This is a genomic window from Helicobacter labacensis, assembly GCF_003660285.1.
In the GTDB taxonomy this organism is placed as follows: domain Bacteria; phylum Campylobacterota; class Campylobacteria; order Campylobacterales; family Helicobacteraceae; genus Helicobacter; species Helicobacter labacensis.
In genome coordinates this window covers 1-17,696 of record NZ_QXQQ01000023.1, presented here as the reverse complement: position 1 = coordinate 17,696, position 17,696 = coordinate 1, and the positions used below count along the sequence as shown (strand labels likewise).

The window sequence follows — 17,696 nt, the reverse complement described above, 5'->3', positions numbered from 1 at the left end:
TGGTGTTCTTAGACATTTACGCCCCCGCGCGCCAAACAGAGATGCTTACAGACTATCTCTTGGAACAGGGCTATAGCGATTTTTATCTGAGCGCATGTTTTCAATACGGCGCAACAAACCTGCTTAAAAGCCCCAAAGAACAAGTGAGCGGGCGCAAAGATTACGCCCACTTGCGCCTATGTCTGCCAGAGGAAAACGCGCGCTCGCTCGCCCAAGAAATCAAAGCGCGTTGCGCCCCAAGCGCGATCTACTTAATTAGCGTTACTGCGCTTTAAAGCGCGTTGTGTTAGAATGCCCAGAAAGGACATGCATGAGTTTGGTGGTTTTTGGCGGGGGGGCGTGGGGGCGTGCGCTCGCCTTTGCCTTTGGACACCGCACCCCCACTAAAATTATCTCGCGCCAAGACTTGAGCGCAACACTGTTGCCCTTGAATAAAAGTTTAGTGCTCAAAGGACATGACCTCATCACCCAATGTAGCCTAGAAGAGGGCTTAAAAGCCTCTTTGGGCGTGGTAGCCATCAGTGTGCAACACCTGCGTGCGTGGTTTGAACAAGCGCATTTGCCCTCTAGCATGCCAGTCTTGATGGCGTGTAAGGGGATTGAAGTGGGGGGTAAATTTGTCAGCCAGATCGCCCAAGAATTCATCGCCCCAGAAAATTTATGTTATTTAGCAGGACCTAGTTTTGCTAAGGATGTGAGCGCGAGTTTGCCCTGCGCGCTGGCTTTGCATTCTAGTAATCCCGATCTGGCGCAAATCTATGCCAAGTCCTTCCCTAGTTTTATGCGCGCCTATATCCAAGAGGACATCATCGGGGGGGAGATTGCCGGGGCGTATAAAAATGTGATTGCCATCGCCGCTGGGGTGTGCGATGGATTAGAATTAGGGCAGAGTGCTAAGGCTTCCTTGCTTTCGCGCGGTTTGGTGGAGATGTGTCGTTTTGGGACACATTTTGGGGGCAAAACCCAAACTTTCTTAGGGCTTAGTGGGGCGGGGGATCTCTTTTTGAGCGCAAACTCTACACTTTCGCGCAATTACCGCGTGGGGCTAGGGCTAGCCAAACACCAGCCCCTAGAAGAGATTTTAAGCGCGCTGGGTGAAGTTGCCGAAGGGGTGAAAACCACGCAAGCCATCCTCCAAATCGCCCAAAAAGAGCAGATTTATACCCCCATTGCTACAGAATTACAAGCCCTTTTAGAGGGCGAAAACCCCCTAGCAAGCATGGACGCGCTGTTGAAACGCTAAAGAAAGGCTTTTTAGATGACTTTTTCACAAATTCTCTTAACCTTGCAGAATTTCTGGCAAGAACAAGGCTGTCTCTTGTTACAACCCTATGATCTCCCAGCTGGGGCGGGCACTTTTCACCCCGCCACCTTGTTAAGAAGCTTGGATAGCAAACCTTGGAATGTCGCCTATGTCGCCCCCTCTAGGCGACCCACAGACGGGCGCTATGGGCAAAACCCCAATCGGCTAGGCAGTTACTACCAATTCCAAGTGATTTTAAAGCCTAGCCCGCTCAATGTCCAAGAACTCTACTTGCGCAGTTTGCAAGCACTGGGCATTGATTTTAAAAAACACGATGTGCGCTTTGTAGAAGACAACTGGGAGTCGCCCACTTTGGGGGCGTGGGGCTTGGGCTGGGAGGTGTGGCTAGATGGCATGGAGATTACCCAATTTACTTACTTCCAGCAAGTAGGGGGTTTGCCTTGCCACCCCACCCCCATAGAGATCACATATGGGGTAGAACGCTTGGCAACCTACATCCAACAGGTGGATAGTGTTTTAGACATCGTGTGGAGCTACAAAGACAAGCAACCCATTTACTATAAAGAAGTGCATCTGGAGAGTGAGTACCAGTTTAGTCATTATCACTTTGAGCACGCTAATTTGGATTTCTTGCTCGATGCCTTCTATCAAAACCAAGCGGAGGCGCAACGCTGTTTAGATCAGGGTTTGAGTTTGGTCGCTTACGATTTTGTGGTGCTTAGCACGCATTTTTTCAATGTCTTGGACGCGCGTAAAGCCTTGAGCGTGGCTAAACGCCAAGAATTTATCTTAAAAATCCGCACCCTAGCTAAAGCCTGCGCCCTGCTTTACAAAGCTCAAGAAACCCAGCGCGATGCACGCTTGAACGGGGATTTTAGTGCCCCCCTACTGCCATGCCAAGCCTAAAAGATTTGCACGCCTTTTTGGAGACACTCTCTCCCTTGGGCTTGCAAGAATCTTGGGACCATTGTGGCTTGAATTTAGGCAGTTTAGATATGCAATACCAACATCTCATCATCAGCCTTGAAGCCACAATGCCACTAGCCAAGCAAGCCCTAAACCACAGCGTGATTCTCACCCACCACCCCTTATTCTTCAAGCCTTTTAAAACCTTTAACCCCGATTTCTACCCTTACAATATCGCCCAAATCTTGATTCAAAAATCCTGCGCCCTGTTGGCATGGCATACCAATTTTGATAAAACCCACTTAAACGCCCATTTTGCCAAGATTTTAGGCTTTGAGAACCTGCACACAGAGGGGATGGCTTTAGTGGGCGTGATTGCCCCCACGCCCTTAAAAACACTTGCTAAAAGCGTGCAAGATAAGCTTAAGTTACCCTATGTGCGTTGCGTGGTCGCTAGCTCCATCATTAGCACCCTAGCAATCGTGTGCGGGGCGGGGTGTGGGTATTTACAAGAGCTTAAAAGTGTGCCCCAAAATTTATGCTTGATCACCGGGGACATCAAACACCATGATGCCATGGCGGCTCAAAGCATGGGCATTAGTCTGGTAGAAGTGCCCCATTATGAGAGTGAAAAATACTTTGTGCCTCTCATGGCGAATTTACTAGCCCCCATTGCCCTCAACCCTCAGTTGTTTGATTGTGGAAACGCGCTAGAGGTTGTGGGGTTATCGCATAGATCGCGGGTAGTTGCACATGGAAAGGGATGATACGATTAAGATTGTCCAAGATTGTGTTGATAATGAGGAGCATGTGATCGTGGATTCGCGCAAAGACTGCATAAATGTAGTGGATGCCTGTTTAAATCTTGTGCGTCCGGCAACAAAGAAATTTGGACTTGGATTTTTTAATGGGTATCAATGGGAAAACTTTGGGTTACTTATTTCAAAGATAGGGAAAGCCATCAGGAAAAATTGGGGGAGCGTGGGAATGAAACCTCTCATCTTTTTACTTTTAACCCTATTCTTAAGTGCCACAGGTAACACAGATGAAGAGAGTGTTCATGATGGGTCTTATAAGATTAAGACCATCAAAATTAACTCTTTGTTAATGGATTCTAAGGGTAATGATCTCGTGGATGCCAAAGGTCATTCTATTTACTATCCAATCCCCCAACAATTCGTCTTCACCAAAGGCGATATTTCTGACTCTAGAGTTTTAAAGGTTAATACAGATTTAAAGGACTCTAAGGGGCACTCCTTTTGGGACAAGGTTTTTGTCTATGATCCTAAGAATTGCCAAAAGCTTTTAAACCTAAATCCTAAGCACACTAAAGAATCGCAAAACTACCCAAACTATACCCTCTATTATAAACCCACTTTGTTAGCAGCTAATCAGGGAGATAGTTTAGATGGTGAGGAGTATATAGAGAGCGCGCGGTTTGGGCGCGTTATAGATGTCAAGGTGAAACAAGATATTTTTACCATCGTTTATATCAACCTCATAGAGACCCTTAGAGACTTGGGAGGTGATCTCAAAAAATCAGAGCGGTTGAGGATTTGGAATGATGATGGGGAGATTGGGGCTAGTGGTGGCATCACCTATCTCAAATTTTTAGATGACAACACAGCAACCTTTGTTGTAGATGCCAATGGAAAATACACTAACGACTACTACAAGCTTTATCGCCCTATCAAATACTTTACAGAAAAAAGTGTGCCTAAAGTTTATGTCTGCCCCTACAGCGCAAAAACGCTCTTAGAAACCATCCAAAAAAGACACCCAGAGTGGAGGAGCGATTAAGGTAAATCAACTATTCCCCATCCCCTCACAAGTATCTTCTTCCCCCATATCACACAAGATGGCGTCCCCATGATTGGCGTATGCCCGTGCTTTCTTGCGATCTTTTTTCACCCCTAAGCCCTTTTGATACATGTTTGCTAATGATACATAACAATAGCCCTCCCCCATGTCCGCGCATTTATGATAGCAATGCGCCGCTTTTTTGTAATCGCGCGGGATGCGGGGAGTATAGGAGGGTGGCGCAGGAACTTTTTGGTACTCTTCCCAGTCCCTATAAAACAAGCCACCATAAAAATAGGTGTCGCCTAATTCTTTATAGCTATAGTCATCTCCCAAAGCCCCCGCTAATGTTAAATACTCCACACTCTTTTTAAATGCGCCCGCACAGCTCTTGAATGTCTCATCTTCACACTTTCCTTGATACATCCCTGCCAAGCTTACATACCCCAGCGCGTCCCCCAACTCCCCTGCCTTTTTATAATATTCCACAGCCTTGTTATAATCTACTTGCACTACTTGGCTAAAGTCTCCATTTTCGTAATACTCTCCCATGTTGGTGTAGGCGTTTGCATTCCCCATCGCCGCCGCCTTTTTAAAATACTCCAACGCTTTATCCCTATTTTCTCGGGTAATCCTAGAGTCAAGATCAAATAGGATAGTCCCCGTGCTAAGATTGCTATAGTCATCTTGATAAATTAACCCTATCTCATTATAGGCTTGGCTATCCCCCTTTGCTCCTGCTTTTTCTAGCACCTCTACTGCTTTAAGATAGTATTGCTTGGCTTTTTAAAACTACGCTCAAACCTGAAATCACCCGCAGCATAAAAGTAGCTCAGTGTTGTGTAGGCACCAAAGTCGCCCATTTCCCCCGCCTTTTCAAGGTAAGACAACCCCTTTTGAAAAATTTTTTTCTTGTATTGGACTTCTTGGGAGTATTGGCTAAAGTCTTTAAGACTACAAGTATGGTTGCTCCATTGAACTCTAAGATAAAGCAACCCGACTCTTTCATAGATGTCTGCCCTCTTTGGGCTTAACTCTAGGGCTTTGTTAGCGTATAAAAGTGCCCGTTCGCAAAGAAGCTCCCCCTTGGCATTTTTTATATCTGCTGCCATGTCTGCTAGCTCAAGATAGGCATCTGCTACCCCTATTTTCTCCGCCTTTTCAAGGTATTTAGTAGCTATGCCGTAGTCTAAATCCACCCACTGCCCATAGCGATACATCAAGCCTAAATGGTAGATCGCCTGTGCCTCCCCTCTTTGCGCCTCCTGTTTGTAAAGTTTAAAGGCTGTTGGGTAGTCTTTCCTCTTGTAGGCTGCCTCTGCTTGTTGTAAAGTGTTGTCTTGAGCACCCAGCACACCCACCGCTAGAAACAGCACAATAAGTATTCTTTTTACACCAGCCATAACACCCCGCTAAGCCCACAGGAGATAGGCAAGGTGCTTGATCTATGCGCTAATGAGGAGCTAAAGGACTATCTACAAGTCGCCTTTTACACGGGGGCGCGCCCGGGCGAAATCCTAGCCTTGAAGTGGAGCGATCTAGATTTTCAAAACAACACCATTCACATCACGCGCCGGATCAGCCAAAAAGGCGAGATCACAACCCCCAAGACTAGATCAAGCAAGCGCAAAATAGAAATGCTAGAGCCAGCTAAGCAAGCCTTCTTAAGGCTACGCAAGGGCAAGCCCCAAGATTCTTTTATTTTTAGACAAAAGGCTAAAGGGCGCATAGACTTTAGGCGCAGATGGCTTGCGCTCTTGAAAAAAAGCCCAGCTAGCCCCGCGCAAACTCTATAACACCCGCCACACCTTCGCGTCCATGTCTTTGAGCGCGGGGGTGAATTTGTTGCGCGCCAGCGCGCTTTTAGGGCACAAAAACGCCTATGTCACATCTCATAGTGTGCGCTTTGATAAAGACAGGTCTACTATGAGAAAGTGCCTCTAGCTAAAGAGAAAGGCATTCTGCTTTGTGGGGCTTTAGTGCGCGAGGGGTAAAATATGTTTAGACAAATGGTATGGACACTTGATCATTGGTGAGTTTGCTGCGCAAGATTTTATCTTCATTGTTTTCCTAGATGCTTGGGTAATATTTTATGCAATTCTTCTTCTGAGCAGAATTGTTCTCCCTCTGATTTGAGAGCATGTTGGGCTTGTTTGTAAGCTTTGCGACTCGTTTTTGGGTATTTTTGATAGATTTCTCCAAGTTCTTTATCTAACTTTTCTTTTTTATCTCTGATGTTTGCATTAGACAGTGTCTGACAATCTTTCATCAACGCAATATAGCTTTCACAAATAAAAACAAACACCCAGAATCAAAAAGAACCAACGAAATGACAAAAGTTGATACGGATAAGAGCACTTGGCACCATTTTAAACACTTGCACCTCCCCTCTCTAATTTTAAACTCTTTTTAAAAGCCATCTTACTGTAAACCACTTTGCAGTAAGACTCTTTAATTTCTTGCAAAAGAGCATTTTTATACTCTAAATTTTGGCACATAGCATACATTCCAAAATTTTTTCCAAGTTTCTCACTTCATTTTGTTCAATGGCGATAGAATCTCCACTTCCTGGCATTTGTATCGATCTTCTCAAGTCTCTCGCTTTTGATAATAGCTGTCTTCCAAATTTACGGTGCGAATTAGCATCTGTATTAGAGGTGTCAGTTTCCCATCTCCAATTCCCAAGCGCATCATAAACAAAGCCACCGATTACAGAACCTGAAACACACCAATTGTTATCATCTCTGATTTTCCGTATAAATTTGCAAGTATCAAAAAGCAGATTACTGCTCCGCACATTCCTTTCGCGCATCGCCTCTTGTTCTTTCAATGAATCCGTAGATCTCCACCTCCCGCCTTCGTTGCTATTTGAGTATGGTAAGAGTATGCCGTAAAAGTCGGGGTGTTTGGTGTAAATCTTCTTATTCCAATTCCCGTTTTCGTAACTCCACCTCTCCCTCTTTAATTAATTCTTTAAGCCTATTGATATTTAAGTATTTTTGTGCAAAAAACCCTACTCTAAATATCCCCTAAAGATAACACAGAGCCTTTAACACCCCCCTTAAGCGCACGCGAGCAGGCTCTAGCCTTTAGAGAGAGCCAAAGACAAGAGGCTTTAGAGCAGGAAGAGGCTAACAGGGCTAAACAAGAGGCTTTAGCCCAGCAGAGAGCCAAAGAGCAACAAGAAGCCCTAGAGAACAAGCAAGCCCAAGCAGGGGGTAAGGAGAATGAAAAAAATTTAGAGCTAGGCAAAAGCATTCCCATGCAAAAAGTAGAGGGCTTTAAAAGCTCCATAAGCCTAGATGACACCCACATCTATCCTTTAGATTTTGTCATAGTCAGGGCAGATGACATTAAGCCCAATTTCAACGCCGGGGTAGGCACACAAACGCGCACCCAAGTAGACCCCAAGCGCATAGAACAGATCGCCCAACATTAGAAATAAGCGATCCCTTGGAGTTTTTAGCGTCCAACGATCCCACCAAATGTTGTATGGGCACAAAAACATCCTCCTTTTAACACCACTAAAGCCCTTGCAACCATGCCCTAGCTTGAACTTTAAGTGCCTCTACATCTCCGCTAGCAAAAAAGCGCACTTTGGGGGGGTGCTCTAGAGGGGTTAGGTGGTGTGTGTCTTGCAAGAAATGCACGATCGCATCGCCGGAATGCACCAAAGCGCAAGGGTGGTTAAAACGCGCCTGAAAATAGTTCTGTAGGCTTGAAGCGATCAAGGGAAAATGCGTGCAACCTAAGATGAGCACCGCAGGGGCATTTTGGATAGATTCAAAATAATAGCGCATGCACGCTTGCAATAACTCCCCCTCTAGCACCCCCTCTTCAATCAGGGGCACAAAAAGCCCGGTAGCAAGACTTTGCACATTAGAGTAGCCATGCGCGCTCAAGTGTTGGGCGTATTGCCCTGAGTGGATAGTGGCGCGCGTGCCTAGCACCAAAATAGGGGTGTGCTTGTCTTGGAATTGCTGGATAGTGGCTAAGATCCCCGCCTCAATCACGCCCACAATGGGAATAGCAGAACGCGCGCGCATTGTCTCTAAAGCTAGCGCGCTCACGGTGTTACACGCCACTAAGAGCATTTCAATCTCAAAGGGCTTAAAAAACTCTAACGCCTCTAGGGCAAAGTGCTCGATGGTGGTTTTATCCTTAGGACCATAGGGCACACGGGCGGTGTCTCCATAGTAAATAATCTCAGCAAACAAGCGCGCTTCCAGCACGCTTTTAAGCACGCTCAAGCCCCCCACCCCGCTATCAAAAATCCCTACACGCACTAAGAGCCCTGATTCATCAAATCCAAAAACTCGGCGTTGTCCTTTGTGGTTTGCATTTTAGAGTAGATAAAGTTGAGGGCTTCTACATCGTCCATTTGTTGCATCACATTGCGCAACACCCAAACTTTGGTCAGTTTGTCCTTGCCTAGCAAGATATTATCCTTACGGGTGCCCGATTTAAGCACATCAAAGGCGGGGTAAATGCGCCGATCGGAGATACTGCGCGCAAGCACAATTTCGCTATTGCCTGTGCCTTTAAACTCCTCAAAGATCACTTCATCCATGCGCGATCCTGTTTCAATTAAAGCGGTAGCGATGATACTCAAACTCCCCCCCTCTTCGATATTGCGTGCCGCACCAAAAAAGCGTTTGGGGCGGTGCAAAGCGTGCGCATCTACCCCCCCGCTCAAGACCTTGCCACTAGAGGGGGTGATCGCATTGTAAGCGCGCGCTAAACGCGTGATAGAGTCTAGCAAGATCACCACATCTTTACCCATCTCTACGCGCCTTTTAGCCCGCTCTAGCACTAACTCGGCGATGCGCACATGGTTGTGCGAGGGCAAATCAAAGGTGGAGCTAAAGACTTGGGCACGCACACTTCTTTGCATGTCTGTAACCTCTTCGGGACGCTCATCTACCAGTAGAATAATGAGTTCCATCTCCGGGTGGTTAGCCGTAATCCCATGGGCTAGCTCTTTCATCAATTCGGTTTTACCTGTGCGGGGCGGGGCGACAATGAGGGCGCGCTGTCCCTTGCCAATGGGGCTAAAGAGATCGAGCATGCGCCCGGTTACTTTAGTAGGTTCGTATTCTAGTTTGATCTGTTCGGTGGGGAAAAGTGGGGTTAGGTTGTCAAAGAGGGGGCGGTTTCTAATCTCATCTAGGGGGAGGTAATTGACCGCCTCAATTTTAAGCAAAGCGTAGTATTTCTCTTGATCTTTGGGGGCGCGCACCTGCCCGGTTACAATGTCGCCATTACGCAAAGCAAAGCGTTTGATTTGGGAGTGGCTCACATAGGTATCATTTTGATTGTCTGAAAAGCTCCCATCCATCCCCCTTAAAAAACCATAGCCCTCATTAGACATTTCTAAAATACCCGTAAAGAGAATATAGCCCCCTTGGGAGACTTGGGTTTTTAAGATTTCAAACATCAAATCTTGGCGTTTGTATTCTTGGGGGTTTTCTACCTTGAGTTCGTTGGCGATTTCTAGGAGTTTTTCGGTGGGTTTTGCGCGCAATTCTTCAATGCGATACCCACTTACGGGGGTATGAGTTCTTTGTTTATGTTGCTCGTAAGCCATTAAAATCCTTAAGGGGCGGATGGGGGCAAGCCAAACCTACACTGATATTTTAAAAATTTAGGGAAGCGATAAAAAAGCTTACTCTAACATGGCTAAAATTACAATACGCTTATTTTGGAGGGTATAAAGGACATCTATGCAGAAAAAACAAACGCGCGCTTTTGATCGAAGCTGGGTGCTATCTTTATTTGGTGTGGCGGTGGGGGCGGGGATTTTGTTTTTACCCATCAACGCCGGGCTTGGGGGCTTTTGGATCGTGGTGTTACTCTGTGTGATCGTGTTTCCTATGGTCTTTTTTGCCCACCGCGCTTTGAGCTATTTTGTCTTGAGCGCTAAAGAGTCCAATGCCGACATCACCTGTGTGGTTAGAGAGCATTTTGGGGAGAATTTGGGCAAATGGATGACTTTCTTATACTTCTTTGCCATTTACCCGGCTTGTTTGATCTATGGGGTGGGGATCACCAACACAGTAGAAAATTTCATGCACATGCAATTGCATGTGCAACCCCCCCATCGCCTCTTGTTAGCTTGGGGCTTAATCACCTTGATGGTCTTAGCTTTGATCTTTACAGAGAAGATCATGCTCAAAATCACCCAAGCCCTAGTCTATCCCCTCATCATTATTCTAGCCCTCTTTTCTCTCTATCTCATTCCCTATTGGAGATTAGACATGCTCTTGATCTTCCCTAGCTTTGCAGATAGTCTTAAAATCCTCTATACCACTTTGCCCGTGCTTGTCTTTGCCTTTGACTATTCACCTGCCATTTCCAATTACTCTTTGAGTATCCGTAGGGCTTATGGCGCGCAAGCCTTTGGCAAAACCAGCGCGATTCTATGGCGCACCTCCATGTTGCTCTTTGTCTTTGTGATGTTCTTTGTGTTCTCTTGCATTCTTTGCGTGGATCCAGCACAATTGCAAGCAGCTAAGGCGCAAAATATTTCCATCCTCTCGTATTTTGCGGACAAATTTAATGACCCCCTCATCGCCTACAGCGCGCCTCTTATCGCCTTTTTAGCCATCACCACTTCTTTTTTGGGGCATTATATCGGGGCTAAAGAGGGCTTGAGCGGTTTAGTGGCACAAATTTTACACAAACAGGGCAGGCGCACACAAGCGGGTGTGCATGGGTTTTTATACCTCTCTATGGTGCTGGTGGCTTATGCTAACCCTAGCGTGCTGGATTTTATTGAAAACTTAGGCGGTCCCATCATCGCTTTAATGCTCTTTATCTTGCCCATGTATGCGATGTATAAAATCCCAGCCCTACAGCCCTACCAAAACAAGTTCAGCGACACCTTCCTAGTTGTCTTAGGCTTGCTTGCCCTCTCATCTATTGTGCAGGGTTTGTTTTAAAATTTCTTGCGTTCCACATCTTGTAGGATTTCTTGAGAAATGCGGTTGATGTCCTTAGAGGCACTCAAGGAATCGCGCGCGATGGCAATATTGCTTTGGGTGTCTTGTTTGAATTCCTCTAGGGATTGGTTGATGGATTCGACTTCCTTAGCTTGGTTTTGGATGCTCGCTGAGGTGTCTGAAATGCTTTGCACCAAGACATTGATATTAGTTTCAATTTCGCTCAAGGATTTTTGGGTGCGTTCAGCCAGCTTGCGCACTTCATCAGCCACCACAGCAAAACCGCGTCCATGTTCACCCGCACGCGCAGCCTCAATAGCGGCGTTCAACGCCAATAAATTGGTTTGATCGGCAATGTCGCGGATGATTTCCACAATGTTTTTAATATCCTGCCCTTGTTGGATCATCCCCTCGCTTTTATGCGCCACTTCTGTAATCCCGCTGGTGATCCCTGCAATGCTCCCGATGGTTTTATCTAGGCTATTGTTTTGGTTATTAGCCACTTCGTTGAGGCGATCCACACAACTATTGAGCACCCCCACCTTGCCATTTAATTCCTTAGCAAACTCCGCAGAAGTGCTTAACATGCGCCTAGTCTCTAGGGCTAACCCATCTAACACCACCTCAATATGCCCGCTCGCATTGGCAATCCCTTGTCTAAAGTCGTATTGGGCATAGCGTTCAAAAGCCTCGTTGATGGTTTTCATGTGCATCCCAATGTTTTTTTGCATATAAAGAATAATGTTGTTGATATTCTTCTTGAGTTCTATTAAAGAGGGGTTATTGGGTTGTGCGTTGATGGTTTGGCTAAAATCCCCCATTTCCACCCTAGAGGCGACATCGATGCCATTTTGCACGGCTTTTTCATCTTGCAAGAGAGTTTGTTGGACTCGCTGGATATTGCTATTGATCGACATCTGTATTTTGCCTAAATCATCACCACTGGTGGCAGGAATGAGTTTGATGGCATCCGGGGAGACTTCATGGCGCAGAATTTTAAAGAAGTTTTCTAGATTCGCAGACACATTGTTAATTCTCCTGCTCATCAACACATAGAGCAACCAGTAAATGATGCCAACCACCACGATCAAGCCAATAGTCCCCGTTACACGCACGGTGGTTTTAATGGAGTCAATATCTCTAAACACCCGTTTTTCGCTACGCACCCCCACCACAGCCCAGTAGAATTTTTTAGAAGGGTCTCTAAAAATACTGAAAGGAAAAACCGCTCCATAAGATAATTCGTTATTCATGATAGAATGCACACGGAGCACTGCCCTTTCCCCTCGCTGGATTATGGGCAAAGCCCGCCCGCTGAAATCAGCATTAATCTCCTTCCAAGGGTGGTTGCGCCATTGTTTATTACCAGCGACCACAAGCGAGGTGCCATCTTGGGCAACCATATTGAACTTGGTATCCCCCACCCCATAGGCTTTCAGCACATAATCAAAGCGATCGATGTTGATAAAGACGAGAATTGCCCCCTTGAACACTTCTTTATCATCCATTAAGGGACACGCGATGTCTACGCCATAAATGGTGCTCCCATCTTGCATTTTACGCAGATAGGGCTTGCCTAAGATAAAATCTTTCTTTTGCTTGGTGGCTAAATAAAGGGGGTGTTGGTAGAGATTGGGCGCGGGAATAACTTCAATCTTGCCCGATCCAGTGAGACTATTAGGGTTGTCCTCTTGGCTAGTGATTTTGTCAAATGTGAGGGCGTTTTTATGATCGTCTTCCATCGCAATGGAGAGGGCAAAAACACTTCTAGTATAGTAGACATATTCGCTCAAGAGGGCTTTATCAAAGCCAATATCTGAAGAATCTTTTAATAGAGCAGCCCTTAGAATATGCAAGCGCACCAATGCGCGCGTGATGCTATCTTGCACCCCCTGACCGGCGTTACGCACTTGGGCTTGCAAGCGGTTGAGAGCTTCTTCTTCTAAGAGCCCTTCCACCTTAGAGGAAACAATGTAGGTCATCACCACAACCAACACCACCAACGCCGACCCAATGGCAAGAACCATTTTATTACGCAAAGCCATATCTCTTAACATAGCTCTCCTTCTTCAAAATCAACTAAAAGCCCTAGTTTAACACAACTAACCCTTGAAATTAGAAAATCTCTTTAAAGCACAGAATAGAGAAAACAAAGCTTCATTGGTTCTTAAAAGCGCGCTAGAGTTCTCCTCCCAACCCCACCATCTGCACACGCCCGCCTCTTAGAGTGTCGCGCGTGATGAGGCACTTAAATCCTCTGTAGCACTCTATATCAAAACGCAGAGGCATCAAGACCTCATGGAGTTTTTGATCTAGCCCACTCATGCCAATCCCCCCTTGCAAGGCTTCTTCTATCAAAACACGCTTGGCTTCTTGGCTAAACTCTAAAGCACTCCCGGCTTGGGCAAATTCCTCTTGAAAAGGTTTTAAACGGCGATCTAGAAGCTTAGTTAACATGTCTATGTCCACTGGCTCAAAAACCACTTTGATAGAAAAACGGCGCAAAAATTCGCGCTTCATCCCACATTCTATCAAGTCTTCATTGCTGAATTTAGGGATTTTTTGATGAGACTTGTTATTTTTCCACAACTTTTCAAAATGCCCTAAGACAATAAAGAGCATGTGATCGGTTTGTAGGGTAATGGTTTGTCCGCTGGCTCTACCCCCATACTCAAAAGTTACAATCCCTTTTTCAATGACCTTTAAGAGTTCATTTTGCACCCCTTGTCGCCATTCTTTATCATGCCAACTCCCCTGTCCTAGTTTGTCAATCTCATCTAAGACTAACACCCCTCTTTGGGCTTTTTCAATGTCTTTTTCTGCATTGCTATAAAGCGTGGCAAACATTTGGTTAGTTTCATTGCCAAGATAGCCTGTAGGGGTGAAAGCGGCGGCATTGGCGATGCAATAGGGGATGTCTAAATACTTGGTTGCCATCTCAATTAAAAAAGTCTTGCCACTGCCTGAGGGTCCGATACAAATCGCATTGGCTTTTTCTAAACTAGATTGTCCATTAATGCGCTTGTAGTGGTCGCTAAAAACCAAACTCATTTGTTTTTTAGCATTCTCCTGTCCGATCACAAATTGGTCTAAATAAGCCTTAATGGCTTTGGGGGAGTATTTGTCTTGGGGTTGAGAGGCTTGGGGTTGTGGTTGTTTGGGGGTTTTAGGCGGGCTTTCTTGTGGGGGGGTTGTGATCTTTGGTTCTTGGGGGGTGGGTAGGGTTTGCTTAAAAAATTGCGCCTGCATGGCAAGAAATGTTTGAAAAAAGGCAAACTTGTCATCAAAAAACAGACCTTCTAACTCTGCATCTACATTTTCAACCCACCACTCAATAAACGCCCTCTCTAGCGTGGCTTGTTCGTTGGTAAAGCGTTGTTGCGCCTCTGCGATCTTTTGGATCAACGCCTTTTTATCCTCCAGCACGCCCGCACCCTCCACATCAACCAAACACCACTCTAAAAAATTCTCTTCAAAATTGGTGTGTTCTTTGAGAAATTGGCACTGCATTTCAAGGATTCTTTGGGCAAAAGCGGATTTATCATCAAAAAATAACCCCTCTGTATGCACATCAACCTTTTTAGCACACAACTGGCTAAATGTCTCTTCTAATTCCTTGGGCACTAGGACAAAAGATAGCGGGAGTGTGGGTTCTCTTGGCTCTTTGTGGTGCTCTTTAAAATCTAAGAGTAAGCGCAAAGACTCTAGGTTGTGGGGGCTGTGGTTTAAATAAAAATGGGCTTTAAAGCTAGGATTAGGCACAACCACACCACCACTTTCAAGCATGATAGGCAAGCTCAAATGGCTGGCAAGGGCGTTTACCATGCCATCTATCCCGGCGTGTTTTTGGCTAAAGACCTTTGAAAACTCTAGGGCTTGTGTGTGGCTTAAACGCTTTAATAGGTCGTGCTCGATTGCTTGCATTGCTATAGAGCCGTTAAAAATCTCTAACAAGCGTTGCAACACCCAAATATTTAGAGCGTATTCAAAGTAATAATGCTCTTGCCCCTGATGGTAAAAGCGGTGCCTGTGTAAAACACTATGCGCTTTAGGGCGGTCTAAATGAAAGGTTTTAAAATCTTTAGGGGCTAATATCCCACAAGTTCCTTGCAAGCGCAGTTTAGCGATTTGCTTACGGGTTTTGCGCTCAAGTTGGGGCTTATTTTTGGGACGCACAAGGCTATCGACCACCCCCGCTAACGCCCCTTGATCAATCCTTAGATACTCTTTTAAATTAGCGCGTAAAATGTCCCTATCAAAAGGGGGCAAGTCTTTAGGCGGGGTGTAGGTGGTTTGGAAAACATAGGCATCCTCTTGGGCGTAGAGCTCTAGAGCTAGGGTGGCTTCTTTAGGCAAAAAGGGCATGGCTTTTAGAGAGATTTTGGCACAATCGGGCGTAATTTGTAGGTTTTTCTTTAAGCGGTCTGTAAAGTCTAGCTCCCACTCTTTGAGAATTTCTTCATACAAACGCGCATCAAAATGTTCTATATCTACATCTACATATTTCATGGTGCCATGGGTAGCTCTCAAGTGCAAGGCATGGTTAGGGTCTTGAAGCGCATAAGGTTTAAACAACTTTATTAAAAAATCGCACACTTGTTTGGCATTGATAAAGTTAATGCTGCGTTGCTTGTCTTGCCTTTCTTGGCAAACACCACTAAAAAAGTAATGCACCTCTTCACCTTGCTCTAGCTGTTTGTCCGCAATGTCTGCTAGGACAACCGCTACGCTTTGTTGCGTGGCATTTAAGCGCGCCCAACCAAAGTTGTTATAGGCTTGATCGACAAACTCGCACAAATGCCCCGCTTGGTGTTGAAGCAAATAGATTTTAAGCGCATAAAAGCCTATACCCTTCTGTATGGGGATGCTAGGGGGTGTGTAAAAGGGGATTTTATCGCTATTGCTTTGGAGTAATTGGCTGACATTTTCCTCATCTAACACCCTTCCAAAGAAGAAGAGGATGCGCAAAAGATCATTGTTAATGGGGGCTTGATTTAACAAGACAGCAGGCTTAAAATCGGGATTTTTGGCGATCACAAGCCCATTTTCATTTTGAAACACCGCAAGGGGAAGTGCCAAATGGTAAATGAGACTCCACACAGAAGAAGTCTGTTTGTCCGCAACATTTTCATAAAATGCCTGCTCAAAATCTAGGGCTTGCTCAGGGCTTAAGCGCGCTAAAAGCTGATCTTGAATCGCGCGCATCTCTAAAGAACCATTAAAAATCTCTAGCAGGCGTTGCCAAGCCCATACCCATAGAGCTTGCTCCATATAATAGTATTTTTCATCCTCTAGCACAAAACGCCGGAGAGCAAAATATGCATCTTCTTCGGGGATAGTAATTTTATCCTTACAACTAGGAAAATTTTGCGCAATATAGACTTGAGCGACCGCCTTAATCACTTCGGGGTCTTCAGGGTCGCTAAGTTTGTAATATTCAATCAACTCGGGCGTGATTAAACCGCAATGTTGTTGCAGGCAAAGTTTGGCAAGTTGTTTGCGCACATTGCGCTTGAATTTGGGTTTTCTTTGGGGTGGCACTAAGTTTTGCATACATTCTTCTAAGTGTTCTTGCCATAACTTAAGAGATTTAGACAGATGAGCGCGTAAAATTTCAGGATCAAACTTAGGCAGATCAAGCGGGGGGGTGTAGGTGGTTTGAAAAATGTAGGCATCGCCCCAGCGGTATTTTTCTAGCACGGGGGTGAGGGTTTTGGGGCAAAAGGGGAGGGATTGTAGAGGGATTTTTGCCTGCGTGGGGGTTTTAAGGCAAATTTTATTCAGCGTATTTTCAAAGGAATGAGACCAGGATTGTAAGGTTTTTTCATACAAGAATTGGGCGCGATTTTTCTCTTTTTCTACCTCTAAGTTCAAATTCACCATTGTTTGGTGTTGAGAAAATTTGGGATCAAAATGGGCATAGGGTTTATAAAGATTGAGTAAAAAGTCTAGCACCTCTGCGCTGTCTTTAAAGGTGATCTCTTGTTGGGTTGCCTGCCTTTGCTGGCAAATGTCTCCAAAAAAGTAATACGCTCTGTAAGGGTATTTTTGTAGCCACTCTAATTCTTCTGCCCCTTCTAAAATATAGCGATCTTGATCCTCTGTGAGAGTGTCCCACTGAATGCGCGACCCTTGGGCTTGATGCAAGGGTTTTAAAGCGACCCAGCCAAAATTTTTATAAGCGTGATCGCCAATCCATGCCAGACAGCCCACCCTTTGGATGAGCAAATGCCTTTTTAATTCATAAAAACCCATGGGCTTTTTAGATTTTGCCACACATCCTCCTTTGTATTTAATGTCTTTCTTATTTGCTTTGTTATGATCAATTCCGTTAATTCTACCCTCTATTAATTTGATTTCCGCATCTTTGGGGGTATTTTGTTCTCTTGTGGGGCTTAAAAACAACCAAATGTCTAGTATCTTTTCCAGCACAAAGAAAAAAGATTTACCCAGCACCATTAAGATCAAACCCAAAATCACACCTGCAAACTCTAGCCCAATCCAAATCAAAATACCATAGATAATATAGTGCATACAAATCCTTGTTGTATAAACCAAAATCTAGCCATTAAATCGACCTTTTTTAATACGCTATTATCCAAAACTCTTAAATCTTTTTACGCACTCTAAGCCCCCCTTAAGCTTTACAACGATAGAATGCGCTTTTGCCTAAGCAAATGTGAGTGGCTTGAAAGTTTTACCAATAGGACGCGTCTTTGAGGCTTTTATCTAAAGGGATGCATTCTTAGGATGGTGTTGCTTAAAGAGCGTTTGCTTAATGTTTT

15 protein-coding genes and 1 pseudogene are annotated in these 17,696 nt (G+C 45.2%); 8 read left to right on the top strand and 8 right to left on the bottom strand.

Translation table 11 applies throughout. From position 1 onward, the window contains the following. Positions 1 to 2: 2 nt before the first annotated feature. From EAO33_RS07000 to EAO33_RS06980, 5 genes are all read left to right on the top strand, one after another. Positions 3 to 275, top strand: a complete 273-nt coding sequence (locus EAO33_RS07000) for a DUF3240 family protein (RefSeq protein WP_235853113.1) — start codon at positions 3 to 5, stop codon at positions 273 to 275. A gap of 35 nt (positions 276 to 310) precedes the next feature. Continuing rightward, positions 311 to 1,243, top strand: a complete 933-nt coding sequence (locus EAO33_RS06995; protein ID WP_120946051.1) for an NAD(P)H-dependent glycerol-3-phosphate dehydrogenase — start codon at positions 311 to 313, stop codon at positions 1,241 to 1,243. Positions 1,244 to 1,258: 15 nt separating this feature from the next. Then, a complete protein-coding gene (gene glyQ, locus EAO33_RS06990; protein ID WP_120946050.1) occupies positions 1,259 to 2,170 on the top strand; it encodes a glycine--tRNA ligase subunit alpha in 912 nt (303 codons plus the stop codon). 5 nt (positions 2,171 to 2,175) lie between these two features. Then, positions 2,176 to 2,937 (top strand): Nif3-like dinuclear metal center hexameric protein, encoded by a 762-nt coding sequence (locus tag EAO33_RS06985; RefSeq protein ID WP_235853112.1) that lies wholly within the window; start codon positions 2,176 to 2,178, stop codon positions 2,935 to 2,937. Between the two features lie 214 nt (positions 2,938 to 3,151). Further along, positions 3,152 to 3,970 carry a hypothetical protein gene (locus EAO33_RS06980; RefSeq protein WP_162982237.1) on the top strand — a complete coding sequence of 273 codons (819 nt, stop codon included), beginning with the start codon at positions 3,152 to 3,154 and terminating at the stop codon, positions 3,968 to 3,970. 6 nt (positions 3,971 to 3,976) lie between these two features. Here EAO33_RS06980 and EAO33_RS06975 read toward each other — a convergent pair whose 3' ends face one another. Together EAO33_RS06975 and EAO33_RS06970 are read right to left on the bottom strand one after the other, a co-directional pair. After that, a complete protein-coding gene (locus EAO33_RS06975) occupies positions 3,977 to 4,723 on the bottom strand; it encodes a tetratricopeptide repeat protein (protein ID WP_120946047.1) in 747 nt (248 codons plus the stop codon). Positions 4,724 to 4,725: 2 nt separating this feature from the next. Next, positions 4,726 to 5,373: a tetratricopeptide repeat protein gene (locus tag EAO33_RS06970; protein WP_162982236.1), complete on the bottom strand. Its 648-nt coding sequence runs from the start codon at positions 5,371 to 5,373 to the stop codon at positions 4,726 to 4,728. A gap of 24 nt (positions 5,374 to 5,397) precedes the next feature. On the opposite strand from EAO33_RS06970, the gene EAO33_RS06965 reads away from it, so the two are divergent. Further along, on the top strand, positions 5,398 to 5,766 hold the full coding sequence (locus EAO33_RS06965; RefSeq protein WP_120946045.1) for a site-specific integrase: 369 nt from the start codon (positions 5,398 to 5,400) through the stop codon (positions 5,764 to 5,766). Positions 5,767 to 6,029: 263 nt separating this feature from the next. Here EAO33_RS06965 and EAO33_RS06960 read toward each other — a convergent pair whose 3' ends face one another. Together EAO33_RS06960 and EAO33_RS06955 are read right to left on the bottom strand one after the other, a co-directional pair. Further along, complete coding sequence (locus EAO33_RS06960) at positions 6,030 to 6,275, bottom strand: hypothetical protein (protein ID WP_162982234.1); 246 nt, start codon at positions 6,273 to 6,275, stop codon at positions 6,030 to 6,032. Positions 6,276 to 6,452: 177 nt separating this feature from the next. After that, a complete protein-coding gene (locus EAO33_RS06955; RefSeq protein ID WP_120946043.1) occupies positions 6,453 to 6,800 on the bottom strand; it encodes a hypothetical protein in 348 nt (115 codons plus the stop codon). 432 nt (positions 6,801 to 7,232) lie between these two features. Here EAO33_RS06955 and EAO33_RS09105 point away from each other — a divergent pair, with 432 nt between their 5' ends. Continuing rightward, positions 7,233 to 7,409, top strand: coding sequence for a hypothetical protein (locus EAO33_RS09105; protein ID WP_162982233.1), 177 nt, complete (start codon positions 7,233 to 7,235; stop codon positions 7,407 to 7,409). Positions 7,410 to 7,494: 85 nt separating this feature from the next. Here EAO33_RS09105 and murI read toward each other — a convergent pair whose 3' ends face one another. Together murI and rho are read right to left on the bottom strand one after the other, a co-directional pair. Continuing rightward, the gene (murI, locus tag EAO33_RS06945) at positions 7,495 to 8,256 is read right to left on the bottom strand and encodes a glutamate racemase (RefSeq protein ID WP_120946041.1); all 762 of its coding nucleotides are present in this window, start codon (positions 8,254 to 8,256) and stop codon (positions 7,495 to 7,497) included. Further along, positions 8,256 to 9,557 carry a transcription termination factor Rho gene (rho, locus tag EAO33_RS06940; protein ID WP_120946040.1) on the bottom strand — a complete coding sequence of 434 codons (1,302 nt, stop codon included), beginning with the start codon at positions 9,555 to 9,557 and terminating at the stop codon, positions 8,256 to 8,258. The genes murI and rho overlap by 1 nt, the downstream gene beginning before the upstream one ends. A 136-nt stretch (positions 9,558 to 9,693) precedes the next feature. Between rho and EAO33_RS06935 the strand changes: the two genes are divergently transcribed. Further along, on the top strand, positions 9,694 to 10,911 hold the full coding sequence (locus EAO33_RS06935) for an SLC5/6 family protein (RefSeq protein ID WP_120946039.1): 1,218 nt from the start codon (positions 9,694 to 9,696) through the stop codon (positions 10,909 to 10,911). Here the strand turns inward: EAO33_RS06935 and EAO33_RS09920 are convergent. Continuing rightward, positions 10,908 to 11,297, bottom strand: a pseudogene (locus tag EAO33_RS09920) (methyl-accepting chemotaxis protein); the annotation flags it as partial. The gene EAO33_RS06935 and the pseudogene EAO33_RS09920 sit on opposite strands and share 4 nt — an antisense overlap. A gap of 1,792 nt (positions 11,298 to 13,089) precedes the next feature. Beyond that, positions 13,090 to 17,445: an AAA family ATPase gene (locus tag EAO33_RS06925; RefSeq protein ID WP_235853111.1), complete on the bottom strand. Its 4,356-nt coding sequence runs from the start codon at positions 17,443 to 17,445 to the stop codon at positions 13,090 to 13,092. Positions 17,446 to 17,696: the final 251 nt, after the last annotated feature.

Coding starts and splice junctions, on each gene's coding strand:
- EAO33_RS06995 (WP_120946051.1), top strand. CDS start 311: ATGAGTTTGGTGGTTTTTGGCGGGGGGGCGTGGGGGCGTGCGCTCGCC.
- glyQ (WP_120946050.1), top strand. CDS start 1,259: ATGACTTTTTCACAAATTCTCTTAACCTTGCAGAATTTCTGGCAAGAA.
- EAO33_RS06970 (WP_162982236.1), bottom strand. CDS start 5,373: ATGGCTGGTGTAAAAAGAATACTTATTGTGCTGTTTCTAGCGGTGGGT.
- EAO33_RS09105 (WP_162982233.1), top strand. CDS start 7,233: ATGCAAAAAGTAGAGGGCTTTAAAAGCTCCATAAGCCTAGATGACACC.
- rho (WP_120946040.1), bottom strand. CDS start 9,557: ATGGCTTACGAGCAACATAAACAAAGAACTCATACCCCCGTAAGTGGG.
- EAO33_RS06935 (WP_120946039.1), top strand. CDS start 9,694: ATGCAGAAAAAACAAACGCGCGCTTTTGATCGAAGCTGGGTGCTATCT.
- EAO33_RS06925 (WP_235853111.1), bottom strand. CDS start 17,445: ATGCACTATATTATCTATGGTATTTTGATTTGGATTGGGCTAGAGTTT.